The organism is Streptomyces sp. NBC_00028 (genome assembly GCF_045041065.1).
Classification (GTDB): Bacteria; Actinomycetota; Actinomycetes; order Streptomycetales; family Streptomycetaceae; genus Streptomyces.
This window is the reverse complement of record NZ_CP108293.1, coordinates 2,708,309-2,727,230: the sequence shown is the minus strand read 5'-3', so window position 1 is coordinate 2,727,230 and position 18,922 is coordinate 2,708,309. Positions and strand designations below refer to the sequence as shown.

General features: G+C 68.4%; 12 protein-coding genes. 11 read left to right on the top strand and 1 reads right to left on the bottom strand.

Features of this window, described 5'->3' with window-relative positions; genetic code table 11:
* Positions 1-2: 2 nt before the first annotated feature.
* On the bottom strand, positions 3-3,770 hold the full coding sequence (locus OG885_RS11980) for a GH92 family glycosyl hydrolase (protein WP_405730205.1): 3,768 nt from the start codon (positions 3,768-3,770) through the stop codon (positions 3-5).
* Positions 3,771-4,137: 367 nt separating this feature from the next.
* Here OG885_RS11980 and ngcE point away from each other — a divergent pair, with 367 nt between their 5' ends.
* From ngcE to OG885_RS11925, 11 genes are all read left to right on the top strand, one after another.
* Positions 4,138-5,583: an N-acetylglucosamine/diacetylchitobiose ABC transporter substrate-binding protein gene (gene ngcE / locus OG885_RS11975; protein WP_405730203.1), complete on the top strand. Its 1,446-nt coding sequence runs from the start codon at positions 4,138-4,140 to the stop codon at positions 5,581-5,583.
* Between the two features lie 82 nt (positions 5,584-5,665).
* Complete coding sequence (locus tag OG885_RS11970) at positions 5,666-6,601, top strand: carbohydrate ABC transporter permease (RefSeq protein WP_387775424.1); 936 nt, start codon at positions 5,666-5,668, stop codon at positions 6,599-6,601.
* A 17-nt stretch (positions 6,602-6,618) separates the two neighbouring features.
* Positions 6,619-7,542, top strand: a complete 924-nt coding sequence (locus OG885_RS11965) for a carbohydrate ABC transporter permease (RefSeq protein WP_405730200.1) — start codon at positions 6,619-6,621, stop codon at positions 7,540-7,542.
* Between the two features lie 183 nt (positions 7,543-7,725).
* On the top strand, positions 7,726-8,925 hold the full coding sequence (locus OG885_RS11960) for an ROK family transcriptional regulator (RefSeq protein WP_399951918.1): 1,200 nt from the start codon (positions 7,726-7,728) through the stop codon (positions 8,923-8,925).
* 133 nt (positions 8,926-9,058) lie between these two features.
* Positions 9,059-10,150 carry a sugar ABC transporter substrate-binding protein gene (locus OG885_RS11955; RefSeq protein WP_399951921.1) on the top strand — a complete coding sequence of 364 codons (1,092 nt, stop codon included), beginning with the start codon at positions 9,059-9,061 and terminating at the stop codon, positions 10,148-10,150.
* 244 nt (positions 10,151-10,394) lie between these two features.
* Complete coding sequence (locus OG885_RS11950; RefSeq protein WP_405730198.1) at positions 10,395-11,186, top strand: ATP-binding cassette domain-containing protein; 792 nt, start codon at positions 10,395-10,397, stop codon at positions 11,184-11,186.
* The gene (locus tag OG885_RS11945; RefSeq protein ID WP_399950608.1) at positions 11,183-12,505 is read left to right on the top strand and encodes a sugar ABC transporter permease; all 1,323 of its coding nucleotides are present in this window, start codon (positions 11,183-11,185) and stop codon (positions 12,503-12,505) included. Before OG885_RS11950 ends, OG885_RS11945 begins: the two co-directional genes overlap by 4 nt.
* A 180-nt stretch (positions 12,506-12,685) precedes the next feature.
* The gene (gene dxs / locus OG885_RS11940; RefSeq protein WP_405730196.1) at positions 12,686-14,611 is read left to right on the top strand and encodes a 1-deoxy-D-xylulose-5-phosphate synthase; all 1,926 of its coding nucleotides are present in this window, start codon (positions 12,686-12,688) and stop codon (positions 14,609-14,611) included.
* A 138-nt stretch (positions 14,612-14,749) separates the two neighbouring features.
* Positions 14,750-16,273 (top strand): amino acid permease, encoded by a 1,524-nt coding sequence (locus tag OG885_RS11935; protein WP_405730194.1) that lies wholly within the window; start codon positions 14,750-14,752, stop codon positions 16,271-16,273.
* A gap of 264 nt (positions 16,274-16,537) precedes the next feature.
* Entirely contained in the window at positions 16,538-16,729 is a 192-nt protein-coding gene (locus tag OG885_RS11930; RefSeq protein ID WP_405730192.1) for a hypothetical protein, read from the top strand.
* 22 nt (positions 16,730-16,751) lie between these two features.
* Entirely contained in the window at positions 16,752-18,920 is a 2,169-nt protein-coding gene (locus OG885_RS11925; protein ID WP_405730191.1) for an FxsB family cyclophane-forming radical SAM/SPASM peptide maturase, read from the top strand.
* Positions 18,921-18,922: the final 2 nt, after the last annotated feature.

Here is an 18,922-nt window from a genome sequence, read left to right as displayed (position 1 = left end):
GCTCAGCCGAGCAGTTCGAGTTCCGAGACCACCGCCTCGCCGTCGATCACCAGGCGGTACCTCCCGTACGTACCCGGAGACCCCACGGTGAACGCCCGTGTCTGCCGGTCCCAGGCGAACGACTCCCCGGAGCGCCGGTCGAGGGTCTCCCAGGTGGTCCCGTCGTCCGCCGATCCCTGGAGCGTCCAGCCCGTCGGCGCCTTCGCGCGGTCCCCGGCCGAAGTCACCGTGTACTGAACACCCTTGACCGGCCCGGACACCGGAAGATCCACCGAGGTCACGGAGGCATCCGTCGCCGAGGTGTCGTCGAACAACGCCCCCGTACCCTTCAGTACGTCGCCGCGCGGGCTCGGCACCTTGTCGTCCTGGGTGATCGACACGGGCGCCGAGCCGGCGCCCCAGGCCGACCGCCGCGGACCCATGTCGAAGTCCAGTACCGCACCCTTCGCGAGCAGCGAGTGGGGGAGCGAAGTCGACTGCCAGGAACGGCCGTTGACCTTCAGTCCCTGGACGTACACATTGCGGGAGCTGTTCTTCGGCGCCCGGACGACCAGCTCCTTGCCGTTCTCCAGATGCACGGTCGCCTTGGTGAACAGGGGGGAACCGACGGCGTACTCACCGCTCCCCATCACCAGCGGATAGAAGCCCAGCGCGGAGAACAGGTACCAGGCCGACTGCTCGCCGTTGTCCTCGTCGCCGTGGTAGCCCTGCCCGATGTCGCTGCCGACGTACAGCCGGGACAGCACCTCGCGGACACCCCGCTGTGTCTTCCACGGCTGACCGGCCGCGTCGTACATGTAGTTCACATGGTGGGCGACCTGGTTGGAGTGCCCGTACATGCCCATCCGCACATCCCGGGCCTCGGTCATCTCGTGGATGACCCCGCCGTAGGAGCCGACGAGGTCGGGGGAGGCGGTCTCCGGTGTGGCGAAGTACGTGTCGAGCTTCTCCGCCAGCCCTGCCCGGCCGCCGTACAGGTTGGCGAGGCCGCGCGAGTCCTGCGGGGCGGTGAACGCGTACCCCCAGCCGTTGGTCTCGGTGTAGTCGTACCCCCAGACCCGCGGGTCGTACGCCGAGGACTCCACCCGCCAGTCACCGGCCAGGTTCCGGCCCTGGAAGAAGCCCGCCTTCGGGTCGAACAGGTTCACGTACCCCCGGGCCCGGTTGAGGAAGTACGCGGACTCCTCCGCGTACCTCTTCTCACCCGTCTTCTCGTAGAGCGCCCGCCCCATCCGCGCGATGCCGTAGTCGTTGAGGTAGCCCTCCAGCGCCCACGACAGGCCCTCGTGGGTCTCGGTGCTCGTGTAGCCGCGGAAGGGCGAGGTCTCCATGCCCTTGCGGCCCACGCCCGACATCGGCGGGACGACCGTCGCGTTCTTCACGGCCGCGTCGTACGCCGCCCCGGCGTCGAAGTCGACGCCCTTGACATAGGCGTCGGCGAAGGCGACGTCCGAGGAGGTGCCGGTCATCAGGTCGGCGTAGCCGGGGGAGGACCAGCGCGAGGTCCAGCCGCCGTCCTTGTACTGCTGCACGAAACCGTCCACCAGCTCACCCGCCTGACCGGGCGTCAGCAGCGAGTACGCCGGCCACGTGGTCCGATAGGTGTCCCAGAAGCCGTTGTTGACGTACACCTTGCCGTCGACGATCTTCGCGCCGGTGTGCGTCGGGGTGTCGGGGCCGGGCATGGGGGAGAAGGGGGACGCGTACTTGTACTTCGAACCCACCTTCTCGAAGCCGGAGTTGGGATACAGATACAGCCGGTACAGGCTGGAGTACAGGGTCGTCAGCTGGTCCGGTGTCGCTCCCTCGACCTCGACCTTGCCGAGCAGCCGGTCCCACTGGCGCTGGGCGCGGCCCCGTACGGTGTCGAAGCCCGTGCCGTCCGGGATCTCCTGGCGCAGGTTGTCCTTCGCCTGGTCGAGGCTGATCAGCGAGGTCGCCAGGCGCAGGGTGACCGTCGGGGCGTCGAAGCGGAGGTATCCCTTGACCCCCTCCGAGGCTCCCTCCGTCACCGGCCGGTCGAAGACGCCGTAGACGAAGAGCCGCGTCGCCCCCGTCGACAGCCCGGACTTCACGTCCGAGTAGCCGGTGATCACCCCCGCCGCCTTGTCGAGGGTCAGCCCCGCCTGATCCGTCACGTTGTCGAACAGGACGCTCGCGTCGTCGCCCGGGTAGCTGAAGCGGAGCATCGCCGCATGGTCGGTCGGCGCCATCTCCGCCTTCACGCCGTTCTCGAACCGGACGCCGTAGTAGTAGGGCTTCGCGGTCTCGTTCTCGTGCCGGAAGGCCAGCTCCCGCGCCTCGCGACCGGTGTCCGGGACGCCGGAGGCCGCCGACGGCATCACCTGGAAGGTCTGCCGGTCGCCCATCCAGGGGCTCGGTTCATGGCTCGCGCTGAACGCCTGGATCGTCGGCAGGTTGTCGTCGTTGTTGCCCCGCGCGTAGTCGTACAGCCAGCTCAGCGAGCCCGCGTTGGTCACCGGCGTCCAGAAGTTGAAGCCATGCGGCACGGCCGTCGCCGGGAAGTTGTTGCCGCGCGAGAAGCCGCTGCTGGAGTTGGTGCCGCGGGTCGTCAGCGCGTAGTCGGACAGATGGGCCTTCGGCTTCTCCGGCGCGACGGTCTCGATGCGCACGTCGTCCAGCCAGCCACGGAATCGCGCCGGGCCGCGCGGGGAGTCGTAGGCCACCAGGATCCGGTCCACCGTCTTCCCGGCCGCCACCGTGCCGATCCGCGAGGCCACGCTGTTCCACTGGTTGACGTACAGCACCTTCGCGGCCCCCTGGTCCCGCGGCGACAGCCCGAACCCGTGCTGGTCCCTCGCCCCGAGGTCGCTCAGATAGGTGCCGTCGGTGAAGGCCAGGTCGACCGCCACGTTCGTGGCGTCGTAGTCCCGGTCGCCGTCCGCCATCGCCGGGAAGACGCGATAGGACAGCCGTGTGTCCCGGCCGACGGCGAGATCCACGTCGTAGACCTTGTTGTACGAGTACGCCCGCCCGTCCGCCGTGTGCCGTCCGGCGTACCGCAGCGCCCGCTTGCCGGTGAACCCGGCGCGGGCCTTCGCGGTCGGCGAGCCGCTCGGGCCGCGGTCGACCAGCGACAGCATGTCCGCGGGGACCGGGCCACCGCCGCCGCCCGTGGAGAGCTGCACGTCGGCTAGCTGGAGGATGCCCTCTGCGCCGTTGTTCGCGCTCACGTCGAGGCGGAAGTGCTGGTACTCGGCCGGCTCCGCGATGTCGTACGACTTTGTCCGGAACCGTTCGTCGAACGTCTCACCGGAGCGGGTGTCGAGGGTCTTCCAGTCCTTTCCGTCGGTCGAGCCCTGGAGCGTCCAGTCCTTGGGGTCACGCTCGGCGTAGTCGTTGGCCGAGGTGAGGGCATATGTGGTGATTCGGTAGGGCTTGTCCAGGTCGAACTCGGCCCAGCCGGTGGCCGCGAAGGCCAGCCACTTGGTGCCGGCCTCGCCGTCCGCGAGGTTCTCCTTCACCTCGCCGCCGGCCGTGTTCTCGGCGCTCGCGCGGACGTCTGTGACATGGTCGGTGACAGTGCCCGGGATGCCGCTGCTGTAGCCGCCGTCGACGCCCGAGGCGCGCTCGGGGGTGCTCAGCCAGTCGGGCGCGGGGTCGTCCGTCTCGAAGGAGGACGCGAACTCCCGGTCGGCGGCGGGCGCCTCCGGCAGGGCGACCGCGGCCCCCTGGGAGGCCACCGCCAACGCGAAGGCGGCCGTCAGGACGACCGTCGGACCATGTCTGTGCCGAGTCCTGAGCCACATGCAGCAGTGCCTCCCTGCCATCGCGGACAACGTTGTCAGCTTCGATGCGCAAGGATCAGTAGGGGCCCAAGTGCACAGTGATGTCAAGGGTGTTGGGTGTGGCATTCGGGGGTAATGGCGGGCATATTTCCGTCCGCCGGTACACAGGCCGCACATATTTCCGGGAGGTCTCAACTCGGAAAAGACCCATGGCCAACCTTGCATTCGATCTTGCTCCGCTGGCGGGAAGTGGACTATACCTGTCGGCGATTCACCGATCCGTTCAACCGCACGTTCGCACTTCCTGCACGACCCAGCGTGACCCGATCGCGGTGCCGGCGAGGATCCGGTTCACCGCCTGAGTCCTGGAGAAGGCGAGGACTTGAGCATGGGATCCACTTCCGCCGAGAACGACAAAGGCTCCGTCGGCCGCCGTGATGTGATCAAGCGGTCCGCCGCACTCGGTCTGATCACCGTACCCACGATGAGTTTCCTGTCCGCGTGTGCCAGCGGTGGCGGGGACGACGACTCCGGCAACGACACCCCCAAGGGCAAGACGACCAAGGAGAACCCCTTCGGCGCCGAGAAGGGCAGCAAGCTCGACGTCGTCATCTTCAAGGGCGGCTACGGCGACAACTACGCCAAGGTGTGGGAGGCCGACTTCCAGAAGAAGCTCGGCATCACCTCCACCCACACCGGCACCCAGGAGATCACCGGCAAGCTCCAGCCCCGCTTCAACGCGGGCAACCCGCCGGACATCGTGGACGACTCCGGCGCCCAGCAGATCAAGGTCGACGTCCTCAACAAGAACGGCCAGCTCCTCGATCTCGCCGAGGTGCTGGACGCTCCGTCGGTCGACGACCCCTCCAAGAAGGTCCGCGACACCCTCATCGCCGGCACCCTCGACCCGGGCACCTTCGAGGGCAAGGTCGTCGCCCTCAACTACATCTACACGGTCTGGGGCCTGTGGTACTCGGGCAAGCTCTTCAAGGAGAAGGGCTGGGAGGCGCCCAAGACCTGGGACGACTTCCTCGCCATCTGCACGGACGCCAAGAAGCAGGGCATCGGGGGCCTCGCCCACCAGGGCAAGTACCCGTACTACATCAACGTCGCCATCATGGACCTGATCGCCAAGACCGGTGGCCTGGACGCCATGAAGGCGATCGACAACCTCGACCCCAAGGCGTTCGTCGGCTCCGACGCCGCCCAGGCGGGCGTCGAGGCGATCTACGAGGTCGTGGAGAAGGGCCTGTTGATGCCCGGCACCAACGGCCTGACCCACACCGAGTCGCAGACCCGCTGGAACCAGTACAAGGCCGCGTTCATCACCAGCGGCTCCTGGCTGGAGAACGAGCAGCTCAAGACGACACCGGCGGACTTCGACATGAAGTTCCTGCCGATGCCGGTGCTGCCCGACAGCAAGCTGCCCTTCGAGGCGATCCGGGCCGGCGCCGGCGAGCCCTTCATCATCCCGGTGAAGGCGAAGAACCTCGCCGGGGCCAAGGAGTTCATGCGCCGCATGCTCTCCAAGGAGTGGTCCACGCAGTTCGCCAAGGAGGCGAACTCGCTCACCATCCTCAAGGACGGCGTCGACAGCGGCGTCCAGCTGCGCCCCGGGACCCAGTCCACGGTGGAGGCGTCCAAGGCGGCCGGTGACAACACCTTCCGCTACCTGTACGTCGACTGGTACAGCGAGATGGGGGCGGCCATCGAGGCCGCGTCCAACGAGCTGATGGCCAAGCGCATCCAGCCCAAGGAGTGGCTGAAGCGCGCCCAGGCCGCGGTCGACAAGCAGGCCAAGGACCCGAACTCCAAGAAGAACCACCGGGACTGAACCTCCGGAACTGAACCACCACGCCGTTTCCCGGGCCGGAGAGATCCGGCCCGGGGAAGGACACCAGGGGCAGGGAACGCCAATGCGTAAAGGGCAGCACCGGTTCGTCGCGGGATTTCTGTTCGTTCCCGTGGCGCTCTATCTGATCTTCGTGATCTGGCCGTACATCCAGACGTTCGGCTATTCGCTGACCGACTGGAAGGGACAGTCGCAGACCTTCAAGTTCGTCGGCCTGGACAACTACAAGGCGCTCTTCGACGACGACGTCTTCATGCAGGCCATCTGGCACAACATCCTGTTCCTGATCTTCATCCCGGCCATCACGATCCTGCTCGCCCTGTTCTTCGCGTTCATGCTCAACGCGGGCGGACGCAGCCGGGCCGGCGGGGTCTCGGGCGTCGCCGGATCGTCGTTCTACAAAATCGTCTACTTCTTTCCGCAGGTGCTGTCACTGGCGATCGTCGCCGTCCTCTTCAACGCGGTGTACCGCAGTGACGGCGGCGGTCTCCTCAACGGCTTCCTGATCAAACTCGGACTGGTCGACGCCCAGAATCCGATGGAATGGCTGAACGAGCCGAACCTGGTGCTGTGGATGCTGATGATCGCCGTGGTCTGGCACGGCGTCGGCTTCTATCTGGTGCTGTTCTCGGCCGCCATGCAGTCCATCCCCAAGGACATCTACGAGGCCGCCCTGATCGACGGCGCCGGCCGCAACCAGTCCTTCTTCCGCATCACCCTGCCGCTGCTCTGGGAGAGCGTGCAGACCGCCTGGGTGTACCTGGGCATCGTCGCGATGGACATGTTCGTCCTCGTCTCCTCGATGACCCAGAACATGGGCGCCTACGGCGGCGGTCCCGATCACAAGAGCGACGTGATGTCGACCGTGATGATGCGCAACTTCCAGTACTTCGGCAAGAGCGGATACGCCTGCGCGATGGGCGTCGTCATGCTGCTGCTCACCCTGGTCCTGTCCGTGGTCATGCTGCGTGCCACCCGCCGCGACCGCGTCGAGTTCTGAGCGGGAGAGATACGACGATGAGCGCCCCCATCAAGGAGACCGCGGACGCCCCCGTGCGGCGCCCCGTGGCCAAGACCCCGGTCCGCCCCGGCGACGACCGCAGCGAAGGCGTCGTGCTGAACGTCTTCTCGCACGGCTTCCTCGCCCTGTGGGCCCTGCTGATCATCCTGCCCCTGCTCTGGCTGGTCCTGAGCTCCTTCAAGACCGACGGCCAGATCGGCGGCTCGGCGTTCGGCTGGCCGCAGAACTGGTCGCTGGACGTCTTCGGCCGGGCCTGGGACAAGGGCATCGGCGACTACTTCCTGAACACCGTCATCGTGCTGGTCTTCTCGGTACCGCTGACGATGCTGTTCGGCTCGATGGCGGCGTACGTGCTGGCCCGCTACGAGTTCTTGGGCAACCGTTTCCTGTACTACTTCTTCGTGGCCGGCGCGATGTTCCCGGTGTTCCTGGCCCTGGTCCCGCTGTTCTTCATGGTCAAGCGGCTGGACATGCTGAACACCTACCAGGGGCTGATCCTGGTGTACGTCGCCTACTCGATGCCGTTCACCGTCTTCTTCATGCACGCCTTCTTCCGGACCCTGCCCACGGCGGTCTTCGAGGCGGCGATCCTCGACGGGGCCTCGCACAGCCGCACCTTCTTCCAGGTGATGCTGCCGATGGCGAAGCCCGGACTGGTCAGCGTCGGCATCTTCAACACCCTCGGCCAGTGGAACCAGTTCATCCTGCCGACGGTCCTCATGCAGCCGCAGAGCGGTGACGATCCCGAGCGCTACGTCCTCACCCAGGGGCTCATCCAGCTCCAGCAGCAACAGGGGTACGCCTCCGACCTCCCGGTGCTCTTCGCGGGGGTGACTATCGCGATGATCCCGATGCTGGTCGTCTATCTGTCCTTCCAGCGCCAGGTGCAGGCGGGCCTTACGTCCGCGACCTTGAAGTAGCGCTCCGAGAGCGCCCGTGAGCGCACCGTCCCCGCCCCTGGTGACGGTGCGCCGAGGCGTGCGCGGAGTCCCGGATACTGTTCAACCTCTTGACGGGAGGCGACCCGAACGGCTCAGCTTAGAGTTCACTAGTTGGACATGAACGGGGCCTCGTCGATGCGGTCCCGCGCGCAGGAGGTCGTCGTGGAGACTCCGGGGTCGCAGTCGTCGCTGCACCGAGCCAACCTGGAACGGGTCGTCCGGGCCGTCCGGCTGGCCGGGTCGCTCACCCAGGCGGAGATCGCACGGACCACGGGTCTGTCCGCGGCCACCGTCTCCAACATCGTCCGGGAGCTGAAGGACGGCGGAACCGTCGAGGTCACGCCCACGTCGGCCGGTGGCCGCAGGGCCCGCAGCGTCTCGCTCAGCGGCGACGCCGGCATCGTGATCGGCGTCGACTTCGGCCATACGCACCTGCGGGTGGCGGTCGGCAACCTGGCCCACCAGGTGCTGGCCGAGGAGTCCGAGCCACTGGACGTGGACGCCTCCTCCACACAGGGCTTCGACCGGGCGGAAGAGCTGGTCAACCGCCTGATCGAGGCAACCGGCGTGGACCGTTCGAAGATCGCCGGAGTGGGTCTAGGCGTTCCCGGCCCGATCGACCTGGAATCCGGCTCCCTGGGCTCCTCCGCGATCCTGCCGGGGTGGATCGGCACCAAGCCCGCCGAGGAGCTGGGAGGCCGTCTGGGCGTCCCCGTGCACGTCGACAACGACGCCAACCTGGGCGCCCTCGGCGAGATGGTCTGGGGCAGCGGCAGGGGCGTCAGGGACCTGGCGTACATCAAGGTCGCCAGCGGTGTGGGCGCCGGCCTGGTCATCAACGGCAAGATCTACCGGGGCCCGGGTGGCACAGCGGGAGAAATCGGGCATATTACTCTTGATGAATCCGGACCGGTCTGCCGCTGTGGAAACCGGGGCTGCCTGGAGACCTTCGCGGCCGCGCGCTATGTGCTGCCGCTGCTCCAGTCCAGTCACGGCACGGACCTGACGATGGAAGGCGTCGTGCGGCTGGCCAGGGACGGAGACCCTGGCTGCCGTCGGGTGATCGCCGACGTCGGCCGACACATCGGCAGTGGAGTCGCCAATCTCTGCAATCTCCTGAACCCGAGCAGGGTGGTCCTCGGCGGTGATCTCGCGGAGGCCGGCGAGCTGGTCCTTGGCCCCATAAGGGAGTCCGTCAGCCGCTACGCCATTCCCAGCGCGGCACGTCAACTCACCGTTCTCCCAGGGGCACTTGGAGGCCGTGCGGAGGTCCTCGGAGCGCTTGCCCTCGCACTCAGCGAGATGGGCGATTCGACCCTTTTGGACGGCACGCTGCACTCAGCGGCTCCTGCCTTCACTTAGAGAACGAAACCCGCCGTTGCCAACCCGTTAAGTATTTACTTCTTGACGTCGCACGTGTGGCCGAGTTGACTTCCAGCCACCTCGGCCGCAACGACGCGGCCTCGTCAGGGAGGTTTCTGAAGTGAACACGCTTATGCGTCGTGCGGCTGTACCCGTTCTGGTCTCGGCCCTCGCCCTCACGGCCGCCGCGTGCGGCAAGGCCGGCGACGACAACGACTCCGACAGCGGCAGCAGCGCCGGCTCGGGCAACAAGTCGATCGGCCTGCTCCTGCCCGACAGCGTCACCACGCGGTACGAGCAGTTCGACAAGCCGCTGTTCGAGGCCAAGGTCAAGGAGCTGTGCAGCGACTGCACCGTCTCCTACGCCAACGCCGGAGCCGACGCCGCCAAGCAGGCCCAGCAGGTCAGCACCATGGTCACCAAGGGCGTCAAGGTCATCGCGGTCTCCGCCCAGGACTCGGCCGCCATCAAGTCCTCGATCGAGGCAGCGGTCAAGAAGGGCGTCAAGGTCATCGCGTACGACCGTCTGGCCCAGGGCCCGGTCTCCGCGTACGTCTCCTTCGACAACGAGAAGGTCGGCCAGCTCCAGGGCCAGGCCCTGCTCGACTCGCTCGGCTCCAAGGCGACCCCCAAGGCCAACGTCGTCATGATCAACGGTGACGACGCCGACCCGAACGCCGCGCTGTTCAAGAAGGGCGCCCACAGCGTCCTCGACGGCAAGGTCAAGATCGCCTACGAGCAGTCCGGCCTGTGGAAGGACTCGGTCGCCGCGCAGAAGATGAAGGCGGCCATCACCCAGCTGGGCGCCAAGAACATCGCGGGCGTCTACGCCGCCAACGACGGCATGGCCGGCGGTATCGCCAACACCCTCAAGGGCTCCGGCATCTCCGGCATCCCGCTGACGGGCCAGGACGCCGAGCTCGCCGGTATCCAGCGCATCGTCGCCGGCACCCAGTCCAGCACGGTCTACAAGGCCTTCAAGCCCGAGGCCGACGCCGCCGCCCAGCTCGCGGTCAACCTGGTCGAGGGCAAGAGCATCGACGACCTCGCCACCACGACCATGACCAACGGCTCCGGCAACAAGGTCCCGTCGCAGCTGCTGACCCCGGTCTCCGTCACCGTCGACAACATCAAGGACACGGTGATCAAGGACAAGCTGTACACCGTCGACCAGATCTGCACCTCGGCCTACGCCGCCGCGTGCAAGAAGGCCGGTCTGCAGTAACCACCCGCCTTCGGGGGCGTGCCTGAGTCACGGCACGCCCCGTCGGCAGGTATCCAAGCCCCTCCGGCGCCCGCCTCGCCCACATACCCCGCTGCGGGGTGGGCGCCGGACGGAAGCATCGCGTACGCGCCCGTTGCCAACTGGGCCGGGCTGCGCGCAAGTTCATCTGGTAAATCGTGCTCTGAGCACAACCCTCCGCGCCTACCCCAAGCGCGGCATCCCCGCCGGTCAGGCGGCGAAGGAGATGGTTCACGTGTCCGCTACGCCCGTGCTGGCGTTGCGCGGAGTCTCCAAGCGATTCGGTGCGGTGCAGGCACTCACCGACGTCGAGTTGGAGGTCCACGCCGGAGAAGTGGTCGCCCTGGTCGGCGACAACGGCGCAGGAAAGTCCACGCTGGTCAAGACGATCGCCGGTGTCCACCCCATCGATGAGGGCGTCATCGAGTGGGACGGCAAGCCGGTCAGCATCAACAAGCCGCACGACGCCCAGGGACTCGGCGTCGCGACGGTCTACCAGGACCTCGCGCTGTGCGACAACCTCGATGTCGTCGGCAACCTCTACCTCGGACGCGAGCTGCTGCACCGCGGCGTCATCGACGAGGTCATGATGGAGCAGAAGGCCCGAGAGCTGCTGTCCACGCTCTCCATCCGCATCCCGAGCGTCCGCATCCCGATCGCGAGCCTCTCCGGTGGCCAGCGCCAGGTCGTCGCCATCGCGCGCGCCCTGATCGGTGACCCCAAGGTCGTCATCCTGGACGAGCCCACCGCCGCGCTCGGCGTCGAGCAGACCGCGCAGGTCCTCGACCTCGTCGAGCGGCTGCGCGAGCGCAACCTCGGTGTCATCCTCATCAGCCACAACATGGCCGACGTGAAGGCTGTCGCCGACACCGTCGCCGTGCTGCGCCTGGGTAAGAACAACGGTTCCTTCTCCGTGAAGGACACCACCCACGAAGAGATCATCGCCGCCATCACGGGCGCCACGGACAACGCCGTGACCCGTCGTGCGGGGCGTCGCAGCACGGAGGCGGCAAAGTGAGCGACACGTCGAAGGTAGAGAAGACGGACGGCGTCGTGGCGGACCAGTCCACCGTGGCCCCCGCCGACGACCCCACGGCCGCCCCGGTCACCGTCGTCGACCCGCGCCTGCTGATCCGTGAAGAGGGTCTCAAGGGCTACTGGACCGAGTTCAAGCGCAAGGTCAAGGGCGGCGAGCTGGGCTCGCTGCCGGTCGTGGTCGGCCTCATCGTCATCTGGACGATCTTCCAGCTGAAGAACGACCTGTTCCTGAGCGCGGACAACCTGTCCAACATCAGCTACTTCATGGCCGCCACCGGCATGCTCTCCATCGGCCTGGTGTTCGTGCTGCTGCTCGGTGAGATCGACCTGTCGGTCGGCTCGGTCAGCGGTCTGGCGTCCACGATCTTCGCGGTGTTCGTGGTCAACCACGGCATGGGCCAGTGGCTGGCCCTGATCCTCGCCGTGCTGACCGGTATCGCCATCGGCGCCCTGCACGGCTGGTTCTTCGCCAAGATCGGTGTCCCGGCGTTCGTCGTGACCCTGGCCGGCTTCCTCGGCTGGAACGGTCTGATGCTGTGGCTGCTGGGCGACAGCGGCACGATCAACATCCCGTCGGACAGCGGCCCGATCCAGCTGCTCGGCCAGAGCTCGTTCTTCATGGACCAGGCCATCGTCGGCGCCTACCTCCTGGCCGGCCTCGCCGTCGCGTCCATGCTGATCGGCTCCCTGATGGACCAGCGCCGCCGCAAGGCCGCGGGTGTGCCCTTCCGGCCGACCAGCGAGATCCTGATCCGCGTCGGAGCCCTCGCGGTCGCGGCCTTCGCCGCGGCGGTCGTGCTGAACAACGCCGCCGGTGTCTCCAACGCGCTGGTGATCTTCCTCGCCTCGCTGGTGATCGTGGACTTCGTGCTGCGTCGTACGACGTACGGCCGCAAGGTCTTCGCGGTCGGCGGCGGCATCGAGGCGGCCCGTCGTGCCGGTATCAACGTGCCGATGGTCCGGATCAGCGTCTTCGCGATCTCCGGTGGCTTCGCGGCCATCGGCGGTATGTTCTTCGCCGGTCAGACGGCGTCGGCGACGCTGAACGCCGGTGGCGGCAACACGCTGATGCTCGCCATCGCGGCGGCCGTCATCGGTGGTACGTCGCTGTTCGGCGGTCGCGGCAACGTGTGGTCGGCCCTGCTGGGCATGCTGGTCATCCAGTCCATCCAGACCGGTCTCGACCTGCTGAACATGAACACGTCGATCCAGTACATGATCACCGGTGGCGTCCTTCTCGGCGCCGTGGTCATCGACTCGGTGTCGCGCAAGTCCCAGAAGGCCGCGGGTCGCGGCTAGCACGTCCGAGAACGGCCCGGCGCTGAGAACTCAGCGCCGGGCCGTTCTCATGTCGTACGAACGACGGATCGTGGGTACAGCCGATCGCGTGATGTATGACGCACCTCCCGGGCGCCGTCCGCAAAGGCGGAACATTAGACTCGACAAGCCCGGCAACAGCTCTACTGCAAGGAGGCACGGGTGCCGCTGCTGACCCGCATCAGGGGACCGCGTGATCTGGACCGGCTCAGCCTGGAGCAGCTGGACCAGCTGGCAGAGGAGATCCGGACCTTCCTCGTCGACGCCGTCTCCAAGACCGGCGGCCACCTCGGCCCGAACCTCGGCGTGGTCGAGCTCACCATCGCCCTGCACCGTGTCTTCGACTCACCGAAGGACAAGGTGCTCTGGGACACCGGACACCAGTCCTACGTCCACAAGCTGCTCACCGGCCGCCAGGACTTCTCCCGGCTGAAGATGAAGGGCGGCCTGTCCGGCTACCCCTCGCAGGCCGAGTCCGAGCACGACGTCATCGAGAACAGCCACGCGTCCACGGTCCTCGGCTGGGCCGACGGCCTCGCGAAGGCCAACCAGATCCAGAAACGCGACGACCACGTGGTCGCCGTGATCGGTGACGGCGCCCTCACCGGCGGTATGGCCTGGGAGGCGCTGAACAACATCGCCGACGCCAAGGACCGCCCGCTGGTCATCGTCGTCAACGACAACGAGCGCTCCTACGCGCCGACCATCGGCGGCCTCGCCAACCACCTGGCGACCCTGCGCACCACGGACGGCTACGAGCGCTTCCTGGCCCGCGGCAAGGACCTCCTGGAGCGCACCCCGGTCGTCGGCAAGCCGCTCTACGAGACCCTCCACGGCGCCAAGAAGGGCCTCAAGGACTTCATCGCCCCGCAGGGCATGTTCGAGGACCTCGGCCTGAAGTACGTCGGCCCCATCGACGGCCACGACATCGAGGCCATGGAGTCCGCGCTGGCCCGCGCCAAGCGCTTCGGCGGCCCGGTGATCGTCCACGTCCTCACCGAGAAGGGCCGCGGCTACCAGCCCGCCCTCCAGGACGAGGCCGACCGCTTCCACGGCATCGGCCCCATCCACCCCGACACCGGTCTGCCGGTCAAGGCCTCGGGCGCCGACTGGACCTCCGTCTTCGGCGACGAGATGGTGCGGCTCGGCAAGGAGCGCCAGGACATCGTGGCCATCACCGCGGCCATGCTCCAGCCGGTCGGCCTGAAGAAGTTCGCGGACACCTTCCCGGACCGGATCTACGACGTCGGCATCGCCGAGCAGCACGGCGCGGTGTCGGCCGCGGGCCTGGCGACCGGCGGACTGCACCCCGTCTTCGCGGTGTACGCCACGTTCCTCAACCGAGCCTTCGACCAGGTCCTGATGGACGTCGCCCTGCACAAGTGCGGCGTGACCTTCGTCCTGGACCGGGCCGGCGTCACCGGCACCGACGGCGCCTCCCACAACGGCATGTGGGACATGTCGATCCTCCAGGTCGTCCCGGGCCTGCGCCTCGCCGCCCCGCGCGACGCCGACCAGGTCCGCGCGCAGCTCCGCGAGGCCGTCCAGGTCGACGACGCGCCGACGGTCGTACGGTTCTCGAAGGGCGCCGTGGGCCCCGCGGTACCCGCCGTGGGACGCGTCGGCGGCATGGACGTGCTGCGCGAGCCCGGCACGGACACCCCGGACGTGCTCCTGGTCTCCGTGGGTGCCCTCGCCCCCATGTGCCTGGAGATCGCCTCGCTCCTCGACAAGCAGGGCATCACCACCACCGTCGTCGACCCGCGCTGGGTCAAGCCGGTGGACGAGGCGATGGCCCCGCTCGCCGAGCGGCACCGCGTGGTCGTCACCGTCGAGGACAACTCCCGTGTCGGCGGCGTCGGCTCCGCGGTCGCCCAGGCCCTGCGCGACGCCGGCGTCGACGTACCCCTGCGCGACTTCGGCATCCCGCCGCGCTTCCTCGACCACGCCTCGCGCGCCGAGGTGATGGCGGAGATCGGGCTGACCGCGCCGGACATCGCCCGGCAGGTCACCGGTCTGGTCTCCAAGCTGGACGGGAAGTACAGCAGCGCCGCGGCGGCCGAGGAGCCGGAGCCCGCGCGCGACTGACACGCCTGAATGGGCCGGTCGTACCACCGTGAAGGGTGGTAGGACCGGCCCATTTGCGTGAATCCCCACGCGCCGGGGCATACGCAGTACGCCCCCTCTCGATCATGTCGAGGACGACACAGCGTGGGAGGTACGCCCGTGAGCAGCACACTCTTCCGGACGAAGAGAGTCGAGCAGTCCATCCTCGATACCGAGGAGCCAGAGCACGCGCTGAAGAAATCCCTCTCCGCGCTGGATCTGACCGTCTTCGGCGTCGGTGTCATCATCGGCACCGGCATCTTCGTCCTGACCGGAACGGTCGCCAAGAACAACGCCGGACCGGCGGTCGCCCTGGCCTTCGTCGTCGCCGGGGTCGTCTGCGCGCTCGCCGCGCTCTGCTACGCCGAGTTCGCCTCCACCGTCCCGGTGGCCGGCTCGGCGTACACCTTCTCGTACGCCTCGCTCGGTGAACTGCCCGCCTGGATCATCGGCTGGGACCTGGTCCTGGAGTTCGCGCTCGGCACGGCGGTGGTCGCCGTCGGCTGGTCCGGGTACATCGCCTCGCTCCTCGACAACGCGGGCTGGCATCTGCCGGAGGCGCTCAGCGGCCGGGACGGGGCCGACGGCTTCGGCTTCGACATCCTCGCCGCCGCCCTCGTCCTGGTCCTGACCGGCATCCTGGTCCTCGGCACCAAGCTGTCCGCGCGCGTGACGTCGATCGTCGTGGCCATCAAGGTGACCGTCGTCCTTGTCGTGATCATCGCGGGCGCCTTCTTCATCAAGGGCGACAACTACGACCCGTTCATCCCCAAGTCCCAGCCGGTGGACGCGGGCGGTGACCTCCAAGCGCCGCTCATCCAGCTGATGTTCGGCTGGGCGCCCTCCAACTTCGGCGTCATGGGCATCTTCACGGCGGCGTCCGTGGTGTTCTTCGCCTTCATCGGCTTCGACGTGGTGGCGACGGCGGCCGAGGAGACCAAGAACCCGCAACGGGACATGCCACGAGGCATCCTCGGCTCGCTCCTGATCTGCACGACGCTCTACGTGGCCGTGTCGATCGTCGTCACCGGCATGCAGCACTACACCGAACTGTCCGTCACGGCCCCCCTCGCCGACGCCTTCAAGGCCATCGGACACCCCTGGTACGCGGGCTTCATCAGCTTCGGCGCGGCGGTCGGCCTGACCACGGTCTGCATGATCCTCCTGCTGGGCCAGACCCGTGTCTTCTTCGCCATGAGCCGCGACGGTCTGCTGCCCCGCTTCTTCTCCCAGGTCCACCCCCGCTTCAAGACCCCGCACCGCCCAACCATCCTGCTCGGCGTGATCATCGCGATCGTCGCCGGCTTCACCCCGCTCAGCGAACTCGCCGAACTGGTCAACATCGGCACCCTGTTCGCGTTCGTGGTCGTCGCGATCGGCGTCATCATCCTCCGCCGCACCCGCCCCGACCTGCCCCGCTCCTTCCGTACCCCGTGGGTCCCTGTCCTCCCGATCCTGTCGGTCCTCGCCTCCCTGTGGCTGATGCTGAACCTGCCGACGGAGACCTGGCTGCGGTTCGCGATCTGGATGGTCCTCGGCTTCGTCGTGTACTTCCTGTACGGCCGCTCGCACAGCCGGCTGGCGCAGGGGGAGAAGGCGGGGTCGGGCTCGGCGGCGAAGCCGCCGAACGGAGGCGTGGAGTAACCGCGTGTCCCGGCCCTGTGCGATGTGCTTCGGCGCGTTGCGCGGGGCCGCGCCCTGTTCGCAACCCGCCCCAGGCTGACCGGAATTGACTCTTGCCGTGGAGAAGCTGGCTCGTAAGGTACCTTTACCGCCCTTGTGTCCGACCGGAAGCGGCCACGATGATGGGGGAGTGGTGACGACGAGCCACCTCGCGACTGCTCAGTGCGAATTCCACTCGGTGACGATCCGACCGGCGCGATGCGCGGACCGGCGAAGGAGACCGCAATGACGAACGGCGCAGAGGCGTCCGGCGCACTTCTGGACGAGTTAGGAGCGGTGACCCCGCCGCTGGCCACGGAGGTCCCCGACTGGGGCGACGTCGCCCTGGACGACTCCGGTGAGATCGACCGGCACCTGCTGAACAGGCTGCTGCCGTCCGGCGGGCAGTCGGACTCCGGTTTCAACTCCAGTATCTGACCGTCACGGACACCAAAGGCCGATGACCGCAGGGACAAGAGCATTCCGCCAGTTCGTCCTGAAGATGCACAGCAGATGCGACCTGGCCTGCGATCACTGCTACGTCTACCGCCACGCCGACCAGAGTTGGCGGCGCCGGCCGCAGGTCGTCCCGGACGAGGTGGCGGCGGCGATGGTGACACGCATCGCCGAACACGCCAGGGCCCACCCCGAACTCCCGCGCGTGCACGTCATCCTGCACGGCGGCGAACCCCTGCTCGCCGGAGCCGACCGACTGGCCCGCACGGCACAGGACCTGCGCGCCGCACTGGACGGTGTGTGCGACCTGGACCTGCGCATGCAGACCAACGGCCTGCTGCTGGACGAGGCGACGTGCCGCATGCTGGTGCGCGAGCGGATCAGCACCGGCATCTCCCTCGACGGCGACCGCGCGTCCAACGACCGCCACCGCAAGCGGGCGAACGGCACCGGGTCGTACGACTCCGTCGTCAGGGCCGTGCGCCTCCTCGGCTCGCCCGAGCACCGCAGTGCCTTCGCCGGGCTGCTGTGCACCATCGACGTACAGAACGATCCGGCCGCCGTGTACGAGGCCCTCGCCGCGCTGGATCCGCCTCGGGTGGACTTCCTGCTTCCGCACGCCACCTGGGACCGGCCACCGCCGGGAGGCCTCGCCCACGCTCGTTGGCTGATTGCCGTCCACGACCGCTGGACCGCCGACGGCAGGCCCTTCCCGGTCCGTCTCTTCGACTCGATCGAGGCCGGCCGGGACGGCCGGGAGTCCTTCACCGAGGCGCTCGGGCTCGGCAGCCCGGACCTGGTCGTCGTCGAGACCGACGGCGAGATCGAACAGGCCGACTGGCTCAAGACCGCGGGACCCGGAGCGCCCGCCACCGGGTTCCACGTGCTGCGCAACTCCTTCGACGAGGCCGCCGCACACCCCGGCTTCCTGGCCCAGGGCGGGGGAGCGGAGGCGCTGAGCCACCAGTGCCGGGAGTGCTCCGTGGTCCGGATCTGCGGAGGCGGACTGTACGGGCACCGCCACCGCGCCGCCAACGGCTTCGACAACCCCTCCGTCTACTGCGAGGACCTCTTCCGGCTGATCGGCCATGTGCTGAACGCCCCCCGCCCCCGGCCGACGCGTCGGACGCACACGCTGACCGCCCACGGCTTCGACTCCCTCGCGGCGGGCGACGGCGACACCGCCGCCCTGCGCGCCCTCACCGACGCCGAGGCCAGCGTCCGCCGGCTGCTTCTCACCGCCCTGTGCGCCCGGTATCCCGGCCCCGAGGCGAGCGCCCTGGCCCACCTCGACCGGCAGTGGCCCCGACAGACCGCGCGGACCGTCCGCCACCCCTATCTCGGTACCTGGGCGGTGCTCGGCATCGAAGGGCGGCTGCCGACGGCCGCCGTACGGCAGCGGCTCGGCGAGATCGCCCTGGCGGCGGCGCTCAGGGCCGGCATCGAACTGAGCGTCGACCTGCCGGAGGAGGCCGACCAGGCCCACCTGCCGGGGACCGGACACCTGACCTTCCCGGCCGACACCCCCGGACCGGTCGCCCTGCTCGCACGCGCCGGCGGCCTCCTCGTCGCCGCCCGGCCGGACGAACCGCCCCGCCCCCTCACCGAAGCGGCCGACTCCGGCTACGTCTGGCGCCCGGTACGACGCCTGGCCACCAGGGAGTTCACCGTCCTCGTCGAGGACACCGACCGTTACCGTGACGGCTTCCGCGGCGGTCTGGACGGTGACGGCCTGCCCGCCTCCCCCACCCCCGCACCCGCACCCGCGCTCGACGATGCCGAACACGCCCGCTGGCTCCGCCTGTTCACCGAGGCCGCCGTGCATCTGCGCGCCCGCAACGCGGGCCGGGGCCCCGGAGTGCGCGCCCTGTTCACCGCGTGCACCCCGTTACGGAGCAGCGGCCCCCACGGACAGGTGGCCGCCGACCCGCACGCCTTCGGAGCCCTCGGAGTGGCGCTGCCGGACACCGCCGTGGCGCTGGCCGGCCTCATCGTGGAGGGAGTGCAGCAGATGAAGTTCAACGCCCTGTCGGACCTCTTCGACCTCGCCGGCGACGACGAGACCAAGGAGGGGCTGCGGTCCGCGTACCTGGACCGCCTCCCGGCCCGGGCGATCCCGCACGACGGCCTCACCGCGGCCGGCCGCCGGATGGCCGCTCGGCTGCGCGGCTGACG

What these genes read in the sequence shown, in the direction of transcription:
- OG885_RS11980 (WP_405730205.1), bottom strand. Translation starts at nt 3,770, where the DNA reads ATGTGGCTCAGGACTCGGCACAGACATGGTCCGACGGTCGTCCTGACG.
- ngcE (WP_405730203.1), top strand. Translation starts at nt 4,138, where the DNA reads ATGGGATCCACTTCCGCCGAGAACGACAAAGGCTCCGTCGGCCGCCGT.
- OG885_RS11970 (WP_387775424.1), top strand. Translation starts at nt 5,666, where the DNA reads ATGCGTAAAGGGCAGCACCGGTTCGTCGCGGGATTTCTGTTCGTTCCC.
- OG885_RS11965 (WP_405730200.1), top strand. Translation starts at nt 6,619, where the DNA reads ATGAGCGCCCCCATCAAGGAGACCGCGGACGCCCCCGTGCGGCGCCCC.
- OG885_RS11955 (WP_399951921.1), top strand. Translation starts at nt 9,059, where the DNA reads ATGCGTCGTGCGGCTGTACCCGTTCTGGTCTCGGCCCTCGCCCTCACG.
- OG885_RS11950 (WP_405730198.1), top strand. Translation starts at nt 10,395, where the DNA reads ATGGTTCACGTGTCCGCTACGCCCGTGCTGGCGTTGCGCGGAGTCTCC.
- OG885_RS11930 (WP_405730192.1), top strand. Translation starts at nt 16,538, where the DNA reads ATGACGAACGGCGCAGAGGCGTCCGGCGCACTTCTGGACGAGTTAGGA.
- OG885_RS11925 (WP_405730191.1), top strand. Translation starts at nt 16,752, where the DNA reads ATGACCGCAGGGACAAGAGCATTCCGCCAGTTCGTCCTGAAGATGCAC.